Origin of the sequence: Corynebacterium sp. USCH3 (assembly GCF_037619475.1) — a bacterium.
Lineage (GTDB): Bacteria > Actinomycetota > Actinomycetes > Mycobacteriales > Mycobacteriaceae > Corynebacterium.
In genome coordinates this window covers 74,276-92,996 of record NZ_JAQPZT010000002.1, presented here as the reverse complement: position 1 = coordinate 92,996, position 18,721 = coordinate 74,276, and the positions used below count along the sequence as shown (strand labels likewise).

The window sequence follows — 18,721 nt, the reverse complement described above, 5'->3', positions numbered from 1 at the left end:
GAGAGACTCCTAGAAGGGTGCGGAGGTTCCCTTCACGTCGTCGAGATCCGGCCGACGCGACTTTCCCAGGGCGGAGAGCAACTCGTCGAAACTCCACAACGAGATGTCCTGGCCCTTCTCCTTGAGCTCACGGGCACGCTTCTCCTTACTGGTCACCGACCCCCACTCGCCGATGACGAGCAGGGTGGTCTTCTTGGTGACGTTCTTGCCCACGGTCGCCCCCGCCTCGGCGATCATGTCCCACACCTCGCCCTTCTCGTACGGGGCGAAGTCCCCGGTGACAGTGACGTTCTGCCCGAAGACCGGGCCGTTCGCGTCGGCCCCGGTGTTGGCCTCCGGAACCGTGTCCGGGGTCGCGACGCGCTGCCAGGTCTTCTGCGGTGCCGACTGTGCCGACGTTGCCGATTTTTCCGACGGAGCCGCGGTCTGCTGCGTCTCGCCGGCTGTGGGGGAGGCTGCGGGTGCAGATTCGGGCTCGGCGGAGGCAGGCGCCGTCTCCAACGGGAAACCCGCCTGCAGGTTGGTCAGCAACTGGTGGACCTCACCGAACTCGTCCTGCTGACCGGGAGCGAAGACGACGACGTCGGACGCACCGCGGGTCGCGGGGAAACCCCGGACCGGGCGCAGGGCCGCGTTGTCGGGAGCCTCGGTGATCGAGAACTGGATCCAGCCGGGGGACGTGTCGGTCGGCGCGTGGTGGTACCACCCACGCAGGTCCGCCGGGGCGACCGTGAGTTCGGCCGGCAGCAGCGTCTGCCCCATCGGGGTTCTCCGGACGCGTACCCCGTCGCCGTCCACCGTGATGTCCGCCCCGTGGGCGGTGACCGTGTGCGCTGCAGCCGTGGTGCTCATAACGTCCGATCCTAGTTCGCGACGCCGTCGAGGACGAGGTCGACCCCGGAGAGCACCTGGGGGACCGTGCGGGGGGTCGCCCCGGCCGCCTCCGCGGTCTGCACGTCCGTCGCCGCACCCAGCAGGTACCGCGACAACACCCAGCCGGTCAGTTCACGGTCCGGAGCCGGAGACCCCGACAACGCGTCGCCGAGTGTCGCGGCGGGATCGTGCGCTGACGTACCGGCGGCGAGCGCCGCGGCGACGACCTCGGCACCGTCGCGTACCGACAGGAGCTGGTCGAGCAGGGCGGAGGCCGTGGCACGTGTACGCTCCCGCCAGGCGTCGGACTGAGGCTGGGGCACCGGTGTCGCCGTGTCCGCCGACACAGCGTCCAGGATGCGTTCGGCGATGCCGCCGAGAAGCTCCTGCTTGCTCGGGAAATGCCAGTACAGGGCGCCGGGGGCGACGTCGAGGGTGCGTGCCAGCCGTCGCATCGTCAGGTCGCCGAGGCCGAACTCGGCGAGGATGTCGAAGGCTGCGGTGAGGATACGGTCGCGGTTGAGCTGCACCCCGCCCAGTGTAGTGATCCGGCACACCTTGCCGACGACCGTGGCTAACGTTCCGCGTCCGGGCGACGTTGTAGGGTCGTAGCTGTACAACAAGCGTGAGAAGGGAACCACGAATGTCACCACGGGTGTCAGGCCACCGGCCGGGAATCACCACGGCCGTTCTCGCCGGGGTCGTTGCGACGACTCTGGCACTGGCCGCCTGCGGCTCCGACGATGCTGACGGCGACAGTACCGCCACCAGCACGACGAGCAGTTCCTCCGGCGCCGCGTCCACCAGTGCGAAGGAGTCGACGGAGGCCTCGGAAGCTTCGGAGTCTGCCCGGCCGGACGCCAGTGAGTCCGCTGAACCGGCACCGGGTGACCAGCCCGACGGTGACCGAAACGAGGGCGAGAACCCTGAGGGTGCCCCTGCTCCCGAACCCGCCAACGCGCCCGCGGGCAACCCCGCCGTCGGCGATGACGCTGCGCAGATCACGGCGCTTGAAAGAGGGTTCGCTGAGGATCGTACCTACAGTGAGTACCTCCGGTACACTTACGAACACACCTGTAACGCCGATCTTGACCAGACCGTGGGGGGCCGCGAAGCGGCCATGCAGGACGCTGACGCCAACGGTGAACTGGGGCAGAAGCGGGTCAGCGAGGTAATGGGTACGCTCCCAACCATTCACGGCGTCAATGACATCCGTGTGAATGGTGACCGCGCAACTGCTAATCTCGATCAGACTATGAACGGGAACCGCCAGACTCTGCCGAAGAACTACGTCCGTGAAGACGGACAGTGGAGGACCTGCATCGCCTGATGGCATCTCGTCGCGTACTGATCGGACAGTCGGCGAAGACCCTCACGGTCTTCCTGGCTGTCTTCAGCATTTCCGGACTGCTGTGGGGCTGGTGGCGCCCCGCGGTGACTGCCGTGGTCACCGACACCGGCGCCGCCCAGCTTGACCCGGCGACCTCCGGTGCCCCCTTCCTGTCCTTCGCGGTCTTCGCACTGGCCACCGGGCTGCTCGGGGGCATCCTCGCCGGGTGGTCCTTCTGGCGCTCACCACGTCTGAGGGGCCCGGTGATGCTGCTGGCCGTGATCGCCCTGGCTTTCGTCGGTGCGGCGGTCTTCCTGCTGTTCGGCAACTGGATCGCCGACACCTTGCACGGCACCGACATCACCGCCGGACTGGCGGACAACCTCAGCCCCGGCCAGGACGTCACCATCATCTCCCAGGTCACCGGAGCCGCCGGCTACCTCGCCGCCCCCGCCGCCGCGGCCGTGGTCTACTGGACCTGTTCACTCTTCGCCCCGGACACCGCCTTCGAGCGGTGACCGCGCACTGAGCCGGTCTGCCGTCACTGCCCGCGCAGGTGACGGAGTTCCCGGTACGCCTGCCAGACAGATCCCTCAGGTCCCTCGGTGCCGTCGAATCCGTCGTCGACCTCCGGCATCGTCTCCTCCGGCACGAGGAGGAGCTCGCCGTGTGCGCGGTCGAGGGCCACGTCACAGGACGAGTCCTCCCCACGCTCCAGGTACAACGAGGCCGCCGCCACCCAGTTCATCGCGGCGCTGCTGTGGTCCCGCGCCTCGGTGAATGACTCTGCCGCACGCGTGGCGTACTCCAACGCGAGATCCTCACGACCGGCGTCCTCCCAGATCGCAGACATATCCTCGTTCCAGTCGCCGAGGTGCCAGGAGAGCATCGGGTCGTCGTCCGTCTCCTCCAGGATCCGGCGCGAGCGTTCCATCAGCTCCACCGCCCGCGACGTGTCGCCGACGTTGAGGTGCTCGCGCGCGCCGGTACGCAACGCCTGCGCGGCAGCCAACGGCCGGTCGAGGTCGCGGTACAGAGCACAACTGCGTTCCAGTAGACCGGCGGTCACCACATGCTGCCCGGAGGTGGAGGCTGCGACGCACGCCATCGTCAGGCACGCCAGGGTGCGTTCGCTGTCCGGGGTGAACATCGACCAGTCGGCCGTCGCCACCGCCAGTGACAGTCCCTCGTCCAGGTTGCCGACACCGATCGCGGCACGGGCCCGGACAGCACGCAGGTTCAGCACGGCAGGGGAGACCGGGGCTCCGGCGGCTGCGTCGTCGAAGCGCACCGCAAGGTCGTAGGCCTCGGCGTAGTCTCCCTCAGCATTGAGCAACTGGCACGCCTGTTCCGCCCGGTGCATCCCCTCCAGGGGCGCACCGAGCTCCAGGGCGATCTCCGCACACTGTCGCCAGTGCTCCAGCACCGCGGCCTGACTGCCACTGTCGTCGGAGGTGAGCGCGAAGTAGCCCAGCAGGTCATGTGCCTCATACCGCGTGGTGGGGGACTCCGAGGCCAGCATCCCCGAGGCGACCTCGACGGCAGCCTCGACCTCCCCGTCGGCGTGCAACTGCTGGGCACGGGTCAGCTCCCGGTCACCGGGGGAGACCGATCCGACGGTGAACCTGTCCGCCAGTTCCCGGAACACCGGGCGCAGCGGGGCGGTCTCCGGCGTGGCGAGCGAGGTGGCGCACGTCAGCCCACCCATCGCCGCGAGCGACAGGCACGTCGCCTCGTGCCGGGGCAGGCTGTCGCCGGTGATCGTCGGGTCCTCGGCGACGGTGGGGCCCTCCGGGACGGGACGGAAGGACATGACCGAGCCCTGCAGGTCCTCGAGCAGGTGGGCCGCGGGCGGCAGCGCGCCGAGGTCGACCCCGTCGGACTCCACGACCATCGCCACCAGGCACAGCGCGGAGTTGGCGAGGACCGCCGAGGCATGGTCGCCGGTGTCCCTGGCGAGATGGCGCCACTCGAACACCGCCTCGGCGGCCTCCTCGTGGAGCTCGAGACGGTCGGCCACCGCCGCGTGCAGGACGTGGAACTCGGTCCGCAGGTGCGCCGGAGCGTCCGTCGGGAGATCGGTGTCCGGGTCCGACAGCCAGTGCTGTGTGCCGAACTGACTGGTGAGACGCCAGCTCGCGGCGTGGTCTCCGACGGACGTTGCGGCGACGGACGCCTGCAGCAGGTCCTCGAGCGACGGCTGTGACGACTGCGGTGACACCAGGGTGACCCTCCGTCCTTTCTTCAGTGTGGTAACGGGCTAGAATCACAACACGTTACCCGTTCACCGACCCTGGAGACGATCCCACGCCATGCTCTCGCGCCTGGACCTGAGGGGCCAGACCCCCTCCACCGCTGAACTCCGTCGAATCCTGCCGCGCGGCGGCACCGACATCGACCATGTTCTCCCGGCGGTGACACCGGTCGTGGAGGACGTCCGCGCCCGTGGCGCCGAGGCCGCACTGGAGTACGGCGAGAAGTTCGACCACGTCAGGCCGTCCTCCGTCCGGGTGCCGGACGACGTCGTCGCCGCGGCACTGCGCGACCTGGATCCCACGGTCACCGATGCGCTGCGGGAGGCCATCCGTCGGGTGCGCGCCTTCCACGGCTCCCAGAAGCCGCAGGACGCCTCGGTCGAGGTCGCTCCCGGTGGTGTGGTCTCCGAACGCTGGATTCCGGTCAACCGCGTGGGCCTCTACGTCCCGGGTGGCAACGCGGTCTACCCCTCGTCGGTGATCATGAACGTCGTCCCCGCCCAGGAGGCCGGCGTCGGGAGCCTCGTGGTGTCCTCCCCGCCGCAGGCGGACTTCGGCGGCTGGCCCCACCCCACGATCCTCGCGGCCTGCGCCCTGCTCGGTGTCGACGAGGTCTGGGCCGTCGGAGGTGGCCAGGCCGTCGCACTCATGGCGTACGGCGACTCCGGCGCCGCCGACCTGGAGCCGGTCGACATGATCACCGGACCCGGCAACATCTTCGTCACCGCCGCCAAGCGTCTCTGCCGCTCGGTCGTCGGCATCGACTCCGAGGCCGGCCCCACCGAGATCGCCGTGCTCGCCGACGACACCGCCGACCCCGTGGCCGTCGCCTACGACCTGATCAGCCAGGCCGAGCACGACGTGATGGCCGCCTCGGTGCTCATCACCGACTCCGTCGAGTTCGCCGACGCCGTCGACCGTGAGATCGAGGAGCGCTACGGCGTGACGCTGAACTCGGACCGGGTCGCCGAGGCCCTGACCGGGCGGCAGTCCGGCATCATCCTCACCGACTCCCTCGACGAATCGGTCCGGGTCGCCGACGCCTACGCCGCCGAACACCTCGAGGTCCAGACCGCCGACTCCGCCGCCGTCGCCGCGCGGATCACCAACGCCGGGGCCATCTTCGTCGGGCACTACGCGCCGGTGCCGCTCGGGGACTACGCCGCCGGGTCCAACCACGTCCTGCCGACGTCCGGAACCGCCCGGCACTCCTCCGGACTGTCGACCCACACCTTCCTCAAGCACGTCGACGTCATCTCCTACGACCGCGGCGCCCTCAAGGAGGTCGCCGACACCGTCACCGCCCTCGCCGACGCCGAGCAGCTGCCGGCACACGGTGAGGCCGTGCGTGCCCGTTTCGAGACACAGGAGCGATGATGACCGAGCAGACCACCCTGTCGGACCTGCCGCTGCGTCCTGAGCTGCGCGGAAGATCGGCCTACGGCGCCCCCCAGCTCACCGTGACCAACCAGCTCAACACCAACGAGAACCCCTACCCGCCGAGCGACGGCCTGGTGGAGGACCTCGTCGCGGAGGTGGCACGTCTGGCGACCACGCTGAACCGCTACCCGGAACGCGACAGCGTCGACCTGCGCGGGGAGCTGGCGTCCTACGTGACCCGACAGACCGGGGTTCCGGTCGGCGTGGACAACGTCTGGGCCGCGAACGGTTCCAACGAGGTCCTGCAGCAGCTGCTGCAGGCCTTCGGTGGGCCGGGCCGCAGCGTGCTCGGGTTCACCCCGAGCTACTCCATGCACCCGATCCTCGCCGCCGGGACGCAGACCGCGTTCATCGACGTCCCGCGTACGGGCGAGGACTTCGGTATCGACGTCGACGCCGCGGTGCAGACCATCGGGGAGGAGACGCCGGACATCGTCTTCGTCACCACCCCGAACAACCCCACCGGTGGGGTGACCGGTGTGGCGGACCTGCGTCGGATCCTCGACGCGACCCGCGCGGCCGGTGGCATCGTCATCGTCGACGAGGCCTACGCCGAGTTCTCGGCCGAGTCCAGTGCCACCGCGCTGATCGCCGAGTACCCCACGTCGTTGGTGGTGTCCCGGACGATGTCCAAGGCCTTCGACTTTGCCGGGGGACGGCTCGGCTACTTCGTCGCCGACCCGGCCTTCATCGAGGCCGTGATGCTCGTCCGTCTGCCGTACCACCTGTCGACGCTGTCGCAGGCCGCGGCCACGATCGCGCTGCGGCACAGCGACGAGACCCTCGCCACCGTCGACGCCCTGCGCGGCGAACGCGACCGGGTGGTCGCGGGGCTGGTGGAACTGGGTTACGGTGTGGTTCCCAGCGAGTCCAACTTCATCTTCTTCGCCGTCCCCGGCGACGCACACCGGATGTGGCAGCACTTCCTCGACCGCGACGTCCTCATCCGGGACGTCGGCGTGCCCGGCCACCTGCGGATGACGGTCGGGCTCCCGCAGGAGAACGACGCCTTCCTCGCCGCCGCCGCAACGATCATCGGAGAACACACGTGAGAACCAGCCGCATCGAACGCACCACGAAGGAATCCTCGATCACCGTCGAGATCAACCTCGACGGGACCGGGTCCACCGACATCTCCACCGGCCTGCCCTTCTTCGACCACATGCTCACCGCCTTCGGCTCCCACGGTTGCTTCGACCTGACCGTGCACGCCGACGGTGACACCGACGTCGACGCCCACCACACCGTCGAGGACACCGCCATCGTGCTGGGCCAGGCGATCAGCGAGGCCCTCGGGGACAAGGCCGGGATCCGCAGGTTCGCCGACTCCCACATCCCCATGGACGAGACCCTGGCGCAGGCTGTGGTGGACGTCTCCGGGCGCCCGTACTTCGTCGGTTCCGGTGAACCGGAGACCATGCTCACGACCGTGATCGGCGGACACTACGCCACCGTGATCAACGAGCACTTCTTCGAGACGCTCGCCTTCAACGCCCGGATCGCCCTGCACGTGCGCTGCCTCTACGGCCGCGACCCGCACCACATCACCGAGGCCGAGTACAAGGCGGTGGCCCGCGCGCTGCGCGCCGCCGTGGAGCCGGACCCGCGGGTGACGGGGGTGCCGTCGACGAAGGGGACCCTGTGACCGTTCTCTCGGTCAGGGGCGTGCCCCTGATGCTGCTGAGCGTGTTCTGCGCCTTCCTCGGCTGGTCGTTGCTGCTACCGGTCATTCCGGTGGCGATGCTGGACGCCGGCTACGGGGACTCCCTGGCGGGCCTGTCCACCGGAGTCTTCATGGCGGCCACGGTGATCACGCAGATCTTCGTCCCCCGGCTGCTGCGGCGCTGGGGGTACGTGCCGGTGATGGTGTCCGGGGCGGTACTGCTCGGGGTGCCCTCCGCGCTCTACCTCATCGACGGCGGGTCCTGGCTGGTGCTGGTCGTCTCGGCGATCCGGGGCATCGGCTTCGGCGCGGTCACCGTGGCACAGTCGGCACTGCTCGCCGAACTCGTCCCCGTCCACCAGCTCGGGCGGGCGAACGCCTTCTTCGGCGCGTCGATCGGCGTCGGGGAGATCATCGGGTTCACCGTCGGTCTGCCCCTCTACACCCATGCCGGCGACCTGGTGTTCCTCGTCGCCGTGGGGTGCGGTGTGATCGGTGGGTTCGGTGCACTGGGAATCCCCGCCCTGCAGGCGGCCGAGGTGACGAGGGACACCGCGCAAGTCCGGCGGCAGACACAGCGACGTGCACCGCTGTGGAAGCTCGTCCTCGTCCCGATCGTCGGACTGTGCACCGGGGCCATGGGCTTCGGGGCCTTCTCCACCTTCACCGCTCCCGCGGTCGGCGAGATCGACGCCACAGCCGCGGCAACGCTCGCCGGGGTGACGCTGGCGGTCATCGGCGGCGGCCAGATCCTGGGCCGGACGATCTCCGGATGGTGGGCCGACCGCGTCGGGGAGCCGGGTCGCCTGGTCGTCTGGGCGTCGCTGTCCGCCGTCGGCGGGATGCTCGCCATGTCCACGCTCATCGTCACGGCGCCGACCGGGGGCGTCCTGGTCGTCGGCGCCCTCGGTGCCGCGGCCGTCTTCGGACTCGGGTTCGGGGCGATCCAGTCCGAGACCCTGCTGATGATGTTCTCCCGCATGCCGAAGGAACGGGTCTCGGAAGCCTCGGCGATGTGGAACATCGGCTTCGACTCCGGGACCGGGGCGGGTTCCTCCGTGCTGGGTGTCGCGGCCACGACCAGCGGGTACGGTGGTGCCTTCCTGGTCGGTGCGGGTCTGGTGGGGCTGGGCACCGCCACACTCGCCGGCGACCGGATCCTGGGGCGCAACCGGGTCGCCGAGCACGGCAACGTCCGGGCCCGGCTGCGGAGCCTGCGCCCCGGCGGGGAGCGGTAGGGCCGGAGCGTCCGGGAGGACGCGCGGCCTTGTAGGATCACTGACCATGGTGGAAAAAGCATCCCCGACGGTCGCGCTCCTGGACTACGGCTCCGGCAACCTGCGCTCGGCGCAGCGGGCACTGGAACATGCCGGGGCGGTCGTCACCGTGACAGCTGACCCGGACACCGTCCTGGCCGCCGACGGTCTGCTGGTGCCCGGGGTCGGCAACTTCGCGGCCTGCATGACCGGACTGCGGGCTGTCCACGGGCCGAGGCTGATCGGGGAGCGGCTCGCCGGCGGACGTGCGGTGTTCGGCATCTGCGTCGGCATGCAGGTGCTGTTCGACCGTGGTGTCGAAGGCAGCACGGGCGGTGGCGACGGCAGCGACGGCACAGGCACCGAGGGCTGTGGTGAATGGCCCGGGACCGTCGCACGCCTGGACGCCTCCGTCCTGCCCCACATGGGGTGGAACACCGTGGACACCCCGCAGGAGTCCCGGATGTTCGCCGGTGCCGCCGCCGACGAGCGTTACTACTTCGTCCACTCCTACGGCGTCCGCTCCTGGGAGCTGGAGACCGACGGGCACACGGTCGCACCGTCGGTGACGTGGGCGACACACGAGGACTGCCGGTTCGTCGCCGCCGTCGAGAACGGCCCGCTGTGGGCCACCCAGTTCCACCCGGAGAAGTCCGGGGAGGCCGGTGCCCGGCTGCTCCGGAACTGGCTCGCCACTCTCTAAGACCGTCCCGCCCCGATTCACGCGATAGGATACCTCCCATGACTCTTACCCTGCTTCCCGCCGTTGACGTCGCCGACGGCCAGGCTGTCCGCCTGGTCCAGGGTGCCGCCGGCACCGAGACCAGCTACGGCGCACCCCTGGACGCCGCCCTGGCCTGGCAGAACGCCGGAGCGGAGTGGGTGCATCTCGTCGACCTGGACGCCGCCTTCGGCACGGGGAGCAACTTCGACCTGCTCAACGAGGTCATCGGGCAGCTGGACGTGCAGGTCGAACTCTCCGGGGGCATCCGCGACGACGCGTCGCTGGAACGTGCCCTGTCGACCGGCTGTCGTCGGGTGAACATCGGCACCGCCGCCCTGGAGAACCCGGACTGGTGCGAGAAGATCATCGCCGAGCACGGCGACCGTGTCGCCATCGGCCTGGACACCCGTCAGGTCGACGGTGAATGGCGCCTGCGTGGGCGCGGCTGGGTCTCCGACGGCGGCGACCTGTGGGAGGTCCTCGAACGCCTCGACTCCCAGGGCTGCTCCCGTTTCGTGGTCACCGACGTCTCCCGCGACGGCATGCTCAACGGCCCGAACATCGACCTGCTGCGCGAGGTCGCGGCGGCGACGTCGGCACCGGTCGTGGCCTCCGGCGGCATCTCCAGCCTCGACGACCTCCGCGCCCTGGCGGCCGTCGTGGACGAGGGGGTGGACTCGGCCATCGTCGGCAAGGCACTTTACGCGGGCAAGTTCACGCTGGAAGAGGCACTGGTGGCCGCCCGTGGGGAGACACAGGCGGTGCCCGGTGAGTGACGAGATCGACACCCGGGCACTGCTGGCGATCGCCGAGGCTGCCGTCGACGAGGCGGAGACGACGTTCTCCGCCGCCGTCGGCGCCGAGCCCTCGGTGATGAAGAGCCCCGGTGACTTCGCCACCGAGGCCGACCTCAGCGTGGAACGCCAGCTCCGTCACCTGCTGACCAGCTACACCGGACTGCCGGTCCACGGCGAGGAGTACGGGGTGGTGCGTCCCGGGGAGCCGGTGGAGATCAACCCCAACGACGACAAGGCCGACGACCTCGACGGGCCGCGTCGCGACCGGTCGGACCCCGGGCCACGGACCACCGACGCCACGGACGCCGACACCCTCGACCGTGCCGACGCCGACAAGAACCCCGGACTCGACGAACTTCCGGAGACCTGCTGGGTCGTCGACCCGATCGACGGCACGGCGAACTACGCCGTGGGCAACCCGTTCTGCTGCATCCTCGTCTCCCTCGTGCACAAGGGGGAGGCGGTCGTCGCCGTCACCGAGATGCCCCTGCTGGGCCAGCGCATCACCGCCCGCAAGGGCCACGGGCTCTACGTCGACGGGCACCCCGCCCGACCGATGCTGCCCTCGGACCCCGGCGTGACGCAGATCAGCTTCGGGTCCATCCTGTCGCAGCGCCGCGGTAACCTGCCGATCTCGTACCGTCAGGACATGCTCAACGCGATCGGCCGGACCTACCCACGCATGCGGGTCACCGGTTCCTGCGGGATCGACCTGGCCTTCACCGCCGCCGGGATCTTCGGCGGTACCGTGACCTTCAGCCCGAACCTCTGGGACAACGCCGCCGGCATGCTGCTCGTGCGCGAGGCCGGGGGAGTGGTGACCGACTTCAACGGCGACCCGTGGCGTCCCGGCGTGTCCGGGCTGGTCGCCGGGGAGCCTGAGGTCCATTCGATCCTGCTGGACCACATCCGCTCGGTGCCGATCGGCACCGCCGCACGAAACGCCCAGGAAATCATGGACCGGGGAGGAATACGGTGATCAACCGATGAGTGTTGCAGTACGGGTCATCCCGTGTCTCGACGTCGACGACGGACGCGTGGTCAAGGGGGTGAACTTCCTGAACCTCAGGGACGCCGGCGATCCCGTCGAGCTCGCCGCGCGCTACGACGCCGACGGCGCCGACGAACTGACCTTCCTCGACGTCTCGGCGTCGAAGGCGGGACGGGGCACGATGCTCGACGTCGTGCGCCGGACAGCGGACCAGGTGTTCATCCCGCTCACCGTCGGCGGCGGGGTCCGCTCCGAGGAGGACGTGAACCAGCTCCTGCGGGCCGGTGCCGACAAGGTCTCGGTGAACACCTCCGCGATCCACCGTCCGGAACTGCTCCGGGAGCTCTCGGCCCGTTTCGGTGCCCAGTGCATCGTGCTGTCCGTCGACGCCCGTCGGGTGCCGGAGGGAGGGGACCCCCAGCCCAGCGGCTTCGAGGTGACGACCCACGGTGGCTCCCGGTCCGCCGGCATCGACGCGGTGGAATGGGCGGTGCGTGGCCAGGAACTCGGTGTCGGGGAGATTCTGCTGAACTCCATGGACGCCGACGGCACCCGCGACGGCTTCGACCTCGACCTGCTGGCACTGGTGCGTGCCGCCGTGAGCATCCCGGTCATCGCCTCCGGCGGGGCGGGCACGGTCGCCGACTTCCCGCCCGCGGTGGAGGCGGGGGCCGACGCGGTGCTCGCGGCCTCGGTCTTCCACTTCGGTGAGATCGCCATCCCCGAGGTCAAGGACGCGATGGCGGAGCAGGGGATCGAGGTCCGGCGATGAGCGCGCTGACCACAGACGACGACGTCCGCGGCGTCGACCTCGATCCTGCTGTCGCGGCGCGGCTCTCCCGCAACGACGCCGGCCTCGTCGCCGCCGTCGTGCAGGAGGCGTCCACCGGCGACGTCCTCATGCTCGCGTGGATGGACGACCACGCCCTGGCACACACACTCGCCACCCGTAAAGCGACCTACTGGTCGCGGTCCCGCGACGAGTACTGGGTCAAGGGGGAGACCTCCGGACACACCCAGTACGTCCACGAGGTCCGTCTCGACTGTGACGGCGACACCGTCCTGCTGACGGTCGACCAGACCGGCGGTGCCTGCCACACCGGGGACCACACCTGCTTCGACGCCGACCGGCTGCTCCAGCCTGAAAGACCAGTTCATGACTGACCTGACCGACCAGTACGACCGACACGACCCGTCCGACCCCTACCAGATCACGAGTTTCGACACCTTCCGGCGCCTGGCGGCACGCCACCGCGTCGTCCCCGTCGCCCGGAAGATCCTCGCCGACGGGGAGAGCGCGCTGAGCGCCTACACCAAACTTGCCGGGGACCGCCCCGGCACGTTCCTCTTCGAGTCGGCCGCACCGGGACAGTCCTGGTCGCGGCACTCCTTCATCGGCACCGGTGCGCGGTGTGCGTTGACCGCGAAGGACGGCGACGTCCACTGGATCGGCACGCCGCCGGCGGGCGTGCCGGAAGGCACCGACCCGCTCGCCGTGATCCGCGAGAGCCTCGCACTGCTGCACACCGACCCGATGCCCGGTCTTCCCACGCTGACGTCCGGCCTCGTCGGCTACATGGGGCACGACATGATCCGCTACATCGAGGACATCCCCGACACCTGCACCGACGACCTGCAGGTTCCCGACATGGTGCAGCTGCTCGCCGACACCCTGGCCGTCATGGACCACCACGAGGGCACCATCTGGCTCATCGCCAACGCGGTGAACTGGGACGGTTCCGACGACCGGGTCGAGGGCGCCTACGCCGACGCCGTCGCCCGGGTCGACGAGATGGAGCGGCGTCTGGCCTCCGGCGCCCACCTGCCCTCGGCGACGTTCTCCACCCCGGCCCCGCAGCCGCGTCGTCAGCGCGCCCTGGACGACCACAAGGCCCGCATCGAGACCTGCAAGGAACACATCCGGGCCGGCGACGCCTTCCAGATCGTCCTGTCACAGCGCTTCGAGCTCGACACCGACGTCCCGGGGCTGGACGTCTACCGCATGCTGCGGGTGTCCAACCCCAGCCCCTACATGTTCCTGCTGAACGTCCCGGACGACTCCTTCACCGAGACCGCGTTCCAGATCATCGGCTCCTCTCCGGAGTCGCTGGTGCAGGTGTCCGACGGCCGGGTGACCACCTTCCCCATCGCCGGCTCCCGGCCCCGTGGCGCGACGTTCGAGGAGGACGAGCTCATGGAGAAGGAGCTCGTCAACGACGAGAAGGAGAACTCGGAACACCTGATGCTGGTGGACCTGGGCCGTAACGACGTCGGCCGGGTCTGTGCGCCCGGCACGGTGGAGGTCCACGACTTCCGGCACGTGGAACGCTACAGCGCCATCATGCACCTGGTCTCCGGGGTCAGTGGTCGTCTGGCCGAAGGGAAGACCGCGCTCGACGCCTTCGTCGGCACCTTCCCGGCCGGCACCCTCTCCGGCGCCCCGAAGCCGTCGGCGTTGACCATCATCGACGAACTGGAGGACACGCGCCGAGGTGTCTACGGTGGGACCGTGGGCTACTTCGACTTCTCCGGGAACGCCGACCAGGCGATCGCCATCCGTACCGGCCTCTACAAGGACGGGACGGTGTACGTCCAGGCCGGCGGCGGGATCGTCGCCGACTCCGACCCCGACGCGGAGGACGAGGAGACCCGGAACAAGGCCCTCGCCGTGCTCCGCGCTGTCGCCGCGGCCGAGACGATGGTGAACGTCGCTCCCACGGCAGCCGACACGGGGGCCGACCGGTGAAGCGTCTCGGAGGACGGAGCCTCGCACTCCTGCTGACGGTCCTCAGCGCCGCCGGGCTCTGGGGTGCGGGGCAGATGACCTGGTTGACCGTCACCGTCGAGGACGACAAGAGCGGCGAGTCGGTCAAGAACATCATCGGGTCGGTGTGGGACGCCGCCGGGACACCGCTGGCGCTGGCGATGCTGGCCGCGATGATCCTGTCGATGGCACTGCAACCCCTGGCCCGACGCGTCCTGGGCGGTATCTCCGCCCTGCTCGCCGCCGGCGCCGGGATCGCCGCGGTGACGCTGCTCTCCGGCGGGCCGGACCTGAACCGGGCGCAGTCCCTGCTGGTGAGTGGGGCCGGCACACAACGCGAGTCCGACCCCGTGCAGATCTCGGAATGGGCCACCGTCCTGGACGGGCACGTCCACGCCGGGCCGGTCGTCCTGTTCCTCGTCGCCGCGGCCCTGGGGGTCGTCGGCGGTGTCCTGCTGGCCATGAAGCCGGGCGCGGCGCGCTCCGGGCACAGCAAGTACGAGACCCCCGAGGCCCGCCGTGCCGGCGTGGAGAAGGACCTCGACGACAACCCCGGCTCCGGACGGGTGCTGTGGGACGCCCTCGACGCCGGCGTCGACCCGACCGACCGTGACGGCACCGACCGTGACACAGGCGACGGCGGACACCGGGTGTGACGCCGACATCACCCCGATGTCGCCGTCCCGCGACCGCGGGGATAGCATGAAGGTTCTCTACGACACCTGACCTCCCGGGAGGAATGATGGCAACCGTACTCGACGAGATCATCGCCGGAGTACTCGAGGACACCTCGCGACGCGAGTCCGCGGTCCCGTTCGCCGAGATCAAGGCGATGGCGCAGGACGCACCGCCCGCCCTCGACGCCCGTGCGGCCCTGGCCGGCCCGGAGGTGAGTGTGATCGCCGAGGTCAAGAGGGCCAGCCCCTCGAAGGGCCATCTCGCCGACATTCCCGAGCCGGAGATCCTGGCCCGGGCCTACGCCGCCAACGGTGCGACCGTGATCAGCTGCCTCACCGAGGAGCGCCGGTTCCACGGCTCTCTGGCTGACTTCGACAAGGTACGTGCCGCGGTCGACGTCCCGCTGCTGCGGAAGGACTTCACGGTCAACCCGTACCAGGTCCACGAGGCCCGCGCCCACGGCGCCGACGTGGTCCTGCTCATCGTCGCCGCACTGGAGCAGGACCGGCTCGCCGCCCTGCTGGACCGTACCGAGTCCCTGGGGATGACCGCACTCGTGGAGGTCCACTCCGAGGAGGAGGCCGAACGTGCCGTCGCCGCCGGTGCCTCGGTGATCGGCGTCAACGCCCGCAACCTCAAGACCCTCGAGGTCGACCCCGGTGTGTTCGGCCGGATCGTGCCCGGACTGCCGGACTCGGTCATCAAGATCGCCGAGTCCGGGGTGCGCAACACCACCGACATGCAGGCCTACGCCACGGCGGGGGCGGACGCGATCCTGGTCGGCGAGGGACTCGTCACCGCCGCCAACCCGGGACAGGCGTGCCGCGCGCTCGTCGCCGCCGGACAGCACCCCGCCTTCCGCCCGGACCCGACGTAGCCGGGGGAGCACGTAAGGTACAGTTCCTGGGTGTGAGTACACCATCCGGGAACGACAAGAGTGACTTCAAGAACACGCTCAACCTGCCCACGGCAGGGGAGGTCCTCGCCGTGCCGACGGCGCACGACGCGGACGACAACGGTCACTGGGGAAACTACGGCGGACGGTACATTCCTGAAGCCCTGATGGCCGTCATCGAGGAGATCCAGGATTCCTGGGCGAAGGCCAGGGCCGACCAGGACTACCTCGATGAACTCGACGACCTGCACCGCAACTACACCGGGCGCCCGTCGCCGCTGTACTACGGTGCACGGTTCTCTGACGCGGTGGGGGCCGACGTGTGGTTCAAGCGTGAGGACCTGAACCACACCGGTTCCCACAAGATCAACAACGTCCTCGGCCAGGTTCTGCTGGCCAAGCGCATGGGCAAGGCGAACGTCATCGCCGAGACCGGGGCAGGGCAGCACGGTGTGGCCACCGCGACCGCCTGTGCGCTGCTCGGCCTGAACTGCCGCATCTACATGGGGCAGGTGGACGCCCGTCGCCAGGCGCTCAACATCGCCCGCATGCGACTGCTCGGTGCCGAGGTCATCGAGGTCACCGTCGGTTCGGCGACGTTGAAGGACGCCATCAACGAGGCCATGCGCTACTGGGTCTCCCACGCCGACGACACCTACTACTGCTTCGGCACCGCCGCCGGCCCGCACCCCTTCCCCGAGATGGTGCGTGACCTGCAGCGCATCATCGGTGTGGAGGCCCGTGCCCAGATTCTCGCCGGGGCAGGACGTCTGCCCGACGCGGTCATGGCCTGCGTCGGCGGCGGATCCAACGCCATCGGCCTGTTCCACCCCTTCATCGACGACGAGGGCGTCGCGCTCATCGGTGGTGAGGCCGGCGGCGACGGTGTCGAGACCGGGCGGCACGCCGCACCCATCACCGTCGGCTCGGAAGGGGTCTTCCAGGGTTCCTTCGCCGCGCTGATGCAGAACGAGGACGGCCAGATCACCGAGTCGCACTCCATCTCCGCCGGCCTGGACTACCCCGGCGTCGGGCCCGAGCACTCGTTCCTGGCCACCGAAGGACGGGCCGAGTACCTGCCTGTCACGGACTCCGAGGCGATGGACGCCTTCCGGCTGCTGACGCGGACCGAGGGCATCATCCCCGCCATCGAGTCCGCCCACGCCGTCGCACTGGCGGTGACGGTCGGCGCGCAGTACGCCGACGGGACCCGGACCACCGCGAGCGGGAAGCGCCCGGTGTTCATCGTCAACGTCTCCGGCCGCGGTGACAAGGACGTCGACACCGCCGCAACCTGGTTCGGCATGCACCCGGAAGAGAGCCGGGACGAGGAGAGCAACCGATGAGCACACTGTCCGAGATCTTCACCGGCGCCAGGGACGAGGGACGTGCGGCACTCGTCGGCTACCTCCCGGCCGGCTACCCGACGCTGCAGGAGTCCGTGGAGCTGGCGACGGCGCTGTCGCGCTACGCCGACCTCATCGAGGTCGGGATCCCGTTCACCGACCCGATGATGGACGGCCCCACGATCCAGGAGGCCGCGACGACCGCCCTCGAGGCAGGCTTCCGGGTACGGGACACCTTCACCGTGGTCCGCGCGATCACCGAGGCCGGCGGGAGCGCGGTGATCATGAGCTACTGGAACCCGATCCTCCAGTACGGTCCCGAGAAGTTCGCCGAGGACCTCGCCGCCGCCGGCGGACTCGGTTCGATCATCCCGGACCTGCTGCCGGAGGAGTCCGCACGCTGGAACGCGGCCTGCCGGGCCAACGGGCTGGACAACGTCTACCTCGTCGCACCGTCCACCACCCCCGAACGCCTGGACCTCACCGTCAAGGCAGGAGGCGGTTTCATCTACGCACAGTCGCACATGGGTGTCACCGGTGCCCAGGACGACGTCTCCGCCGACGCCCGGGACCTCGTCGCCCGGACCCAGGCGGCCACCGACCTGCCGGTCGCGGTCGGGCTGGGGGTGAAGACGGGGGACCATGCCGCCGCGATCGCCGACTACGCCGACGGCGTCATCGTCGGATCCGCCCTGATCTCCGCCGCGTCCTCCGGGGTGGCGGCGTTGGAGAGGCTGGCCGCGGACCTCCATGAGGGGGTCCGTCGGTGACCACGGACATTCTCGCCGCCATCCCGTCACCGCCCCAGGGGGTGTGGTACCTCGGTCCGGTGGCGGTGCGCGCCTACGCGCTGTGCATCCTCGTCGGCATCGTCGTCGCGGTGTACTGGACCGTGCGTCGTTACGTCGCCCGCGGCGGACGCGCGGAGACCGTGATCGACTGTGCCATTGCCGCGGTGCCCGCCGGCATCATCGGTGGACGGATCTACCACGTCATCACCGACCACCACCTCTACTTCGGTGAGGGGCGGGACTGGGTCGACGCGTTCAAGATCACCAACGGCGGCCTCGGCATCTGGGGTGCGGTCGTCGGCGGAGGGCTGGCGGTATGGGCCGTCCTGTCCTACAAGAAGGTGCCCCTGGCACCCTTCGCCGACGCCGTCGCCCCGCCGATCCTGCTCGCCCAGGCCATCGGGCGGCTGGGCAACTGGTTCAACCAGGAGCTGTACGGCGGCGAGTCCGACGCCCCGTGGGCGTTGGAGATCTACCGGCGGGTGGACGAGAACGGCAACATCGACCAGATGAACGGTGTCTCGGACGGGTTCGTCCTGGCCACCGTGCAACCCACGTTCCTCTACGAACTGCTGTGGAGCCTGCTTGTGGTGGTGCTCCTGGTCGCCGCCGACCGTCGCTTCCGGCTCGGCGGAGGACGGGTGTTCATGCTGTACGTGGCCGGCTACACCTTCGGCCGCTTCTTCATCGAACTGATCCGCACCGACGCGGCGACGACCGTCTTCGGCGACGTCCGGATCAACAGCGTCGTGTCCGCGGTGGTCTTCGTCGGCGCCCTCGTCCTGTTCATCGTCACGAGGTCCAGGACCCGCGAGGACCCCGCGTACGTCGCGGGGCCTGCGATGCAGGACGAGCCCGTGTCGGTCGGGTCGGCCGGGGACGACACCCGGCGGTAGCGGGCACGGGGGTACGGGGTTA

General features: G+C 69.7%; 20 protein-coding genes. 17 read left to right on the top strand and 3 right to left on the bottom strand.

The genetic code is table 11. From position 1 onward, the window contains the following. Window positions 1-9: 9 nt before the first annotated feature. A complete protein-coding gene (locus tag PQI66_RS03710) occupies window positions 10-852 on the bottom strand; it encodes a BRCT domain-containing protein (protein WP_339996142.1) in 843 nt (280 codons plus the stop codon). A gap of 11 nt (window positions 853-863) precedes the next feature. Then, window positions 864-1,403 carry a TetR/AcrR family transcriptional regulator gene (locus PQI66_RS03705; RefSeq protein ID WP_339996140.1) on the bottom strand — a complete coding sequence of 180 codons (540 nt, stop codon included), beginning with the start codon at window positions 1,401-1,403 and terminating at the stop codon, window positions 864-866. Window positions 1,404-1,516: 113 nt separating this feature from the next. On the opposite strand from PQI66_RS03705, the gene PQI66_RS03700 reads away from it, so the two are divergent. Continuing rightward, on the top strand, window positions 1,517-2,203 hold the full coding sequence (locus PQI66_RS03700; protein WP_339996138.1) for an Rv0361 family membrane protein: 687 nt from the start codon (window positions 1,517-1,519) through the stop codon (window positions 2,201-2,203). Continuing rightward, complete coding sequence (locus tag PQI66_RS03695) at window positions 2,203-2,721, top strand: hypothetical protein (RefSeq protein WP_339996136.1); 519 nt, start codon at window positions 2,203-2,205, stop codon at window positions 2,719-2,721. Before PQI66_RS03700 ends, PQI66_RS03695 begins: the two co-directional genes overlap by 1 nt. 23 nt (window positions 2,722-2,744) lie before the next feature. Here PQI66_RS03695 and PQI66_RS03690 read toward each other — a convergent pair whose 3' ends face one another. After that, window positions 2,745-4,424: a hypothetical protein gene (locus PQI66_RS03690; protein WP_339996135.1), complete on the bottom strand. Its 1,680-nt coding sequence runs from the start codon at window positions 4,422-4,424 to the stop codon at window positions 2,745-2,747. A 91-nt stretch (window positions 4,425-4,515) separates the two neighbouring features. Here PQI66_RS03690 and hisD point away from each other — a divergent pair, with 91 nt between their 5' ends. The 15 genes from hisD to lgt all read left to right on the top strand — a co-directional run bounded on the left by hisD (window position 4,516) and on the right by lgt (window position 18,699). After that, the gene (hisD, locus tag PQI66_RS03685; RefSeq protein ID WP_339996134.1) at window positions 4,516-5,835 is read left to right on the top strand and encodes a histidinol dehydrogenase; all 1,320 of its coding nucleotides are present in this window, start codon (window positions 4,516-4,518) and stop codon (window positions 5,833-5,835) included. Then, window positions 5,835-6,950: a histidinol-phosphate transaminase gene (locus PQI66_RS03680; RefSeq protein ID WP_339996132.1), complete on the top strand. Its 1,116-nt coding sequence runs from the start codon at window positions 5,835-5,837 to the stop codon at window positions 6,948-6,950. Before hisD ends, PQI66_RS03680 begins: the two co-directional genes overlap by 1 nt. After that, window positions 6,947-7,543, top strand: a complete 597-nt coding sequence (gene hisB, locus PQI66_RS03675) for an imidazoleglycerol-phosphate dehydratase HisB (RefSeq protein ID WP_339996131.1) — start codon at window positions 6,947-6,949, stop codon at window positions 7,541-7,543. The genes PQI66_RS03680 and hisB overlap by 4 nt, the downstream gene beginning before the upstream one ends. Then, entirely contained in the window at window positions 7,540-8,799 is a 1,260-nt protein-coding gene (locus tag PQI66_RS03670; RefSeq protein WP_339996129.1) for an MFS transporter, read from the top strand. The genes hisB and PQI66_RS03670 overlap by 4 nt, the downstream gene beginning before the upstream one ends. A gap of 46 nt (window positions 8,800-8,845) precedes the next feature. After that, window positions 8,846-9,520 (top strand): imidazole glycerol phosphate synthase subunit HisH, encoded by a 675-nt coding sequence (gene hisH / locus PQI66_RS03665; RefSeq protein WP_339996128.1) that lies wholly within the window; start codon window positions 8,846-8,848, stop codon window positions 9,518-9,520. A 38-nt stretch (window positions 9,521-9,558) separates the two neighbouring features. Continuing rightward, on the top strand, window positions 9,559-10,317 hold the full coding sequence (gene priA / locus PQI66_RS03660) for a bifunctional 1-(5-phosphoribosyl)-5-((5-phosphoribosylamino)methylideneamino)imidazole-4-carboxamide isomerase/phosphoribosylanthranilate isomerase PriA (RefSeq protein WP_339996126.1): 759 nt from the start codon (window positions 9,559-9,561) through the stop codon (window positions 10,315-10,317). Further along, a complete protein-coding gene (locus PQI66_RS03655; RefSeq protein WP_339996124.1) occupies window positions 10,310-11,317 on the top strand; it encodes an inositol monophosphatase family protein in 1,008 nt (335 codons plus the stop codon). The genes priA and PQI66_RS03655 overlap by 8 nt, the downstream gene beginning before the upstream one ends. A gap of 7 nt (window positions 11,318-11,324) precedes the next feature. Then, window positions 11,325-12,101 (top strand): imidazole glycerol phosphate synthase subunit HisF, encoded by a 777-nt coding sequence (hisF, locus tag PQI66_RS03650; RefSeq protein WP_339996122.1) that lies wholly within the window; start codon window positions 11,325-11,327, stop codon window positions 12,099-12,101. Continuing rightward, window positions 12,098-12,493, top strand: coding sequence for a phosphoribosyl-AMP cyclohydrolase (gene hisI, locus PQI66_RS03645; RefSeq protein ID WP_339996120.1), 396 nt, complete (start codon window positions 12,098-12,100; stop codon window positions 12,491-12,493). The genes hisF and hisI overlap by 4 nt, the downstream gene beginning before the upstream one ends. Then, window positions 12,486-14,075, top strand: a complete 1,590-nt coding sequence (locus tag PQI66_RS03640) for an anthranilate synthase component I (RefSeq protein WP_339996119.1) — start codon at window positions 12,486-12,488, stop codon at window positions 14,073-14,075. The genes hisI and PQI66_RS03640 overlap by 8 nt, the downstream gene beginning before the upstream one ends. Continuing rightward, a complete protein-coding gene (locus PQI66_RS03635; protein ID WP_339996118.1) occupies window positions 14,072-14,749 on the top strand; it encodes a TIGR02234 family membrane protein in 678 nt (225 codons plus the stop codon). The genes PQI66_RS03640 and PQI66_RS03635 overlap by 4 nt, the downstream gene beginning before the upstream one ends. Before the next feature lie 86 nt (window positions 14,750-14,835). Continuing rightward, window positions 14,836-15,648 (top strand): indole-3-glycerol phosphate synthase TrpC, encoded by an 813-nt coding sequence (gene trpC / locus PQI66_RS03630; RefSeq protein WP_339996116.1) that lies wholly within the window; start codon window positions 14,836-14,838, stop codon window positions 15,646-15,648. 32 nt (window positions 15,649-15,680) lie between these two features. Beyond that, window positions 15,681-17,012 carry a tryptophan synthase subunit beta gene (gene trpB, locus PQI66_RS03625; RefSeq protein ID WP_339996114.1) on the top strand — a complete coding sequence of 444 codons (1,332 nt, stop codon included), beginning with the start codon at window positions 15,681-15,683 and terminating at the stop codon, window positions 17,010-17,012. Further along, window positions 17,009-17,782 carry a tryptophan synthase subunit alpha gene (gene trpA, locus PQI66_RS03620; protein WP_339996112.1) on the top strand — a complete coding sequence of 258 codons (774 nt, stop codon included), beginning with the start codon at window positions 17,009-17,011 and terminating at the stop codon, window positions 17,780-17,782. The genes trpB and trpA overlap by 4 nt, the downstream gene beginning before the upstream one ends. Beyond that, window positions 17,779-18,699, top strand: a complete 921-nt coding sequence (gene lgt, locus PQI66_RS03615; RefSeq protein ID WP_339996110.1) for a prolipoprotein diacylglyceryl transferase — start codon at window positions 17,779-17,781, stop codon at window positions 18,697-18,699. Before trpA ends, lgt begins: the two co-directional genes overlap by 4 nt. Window positions 18,700-18,721 lie beyond the last annotated feature (22 nt).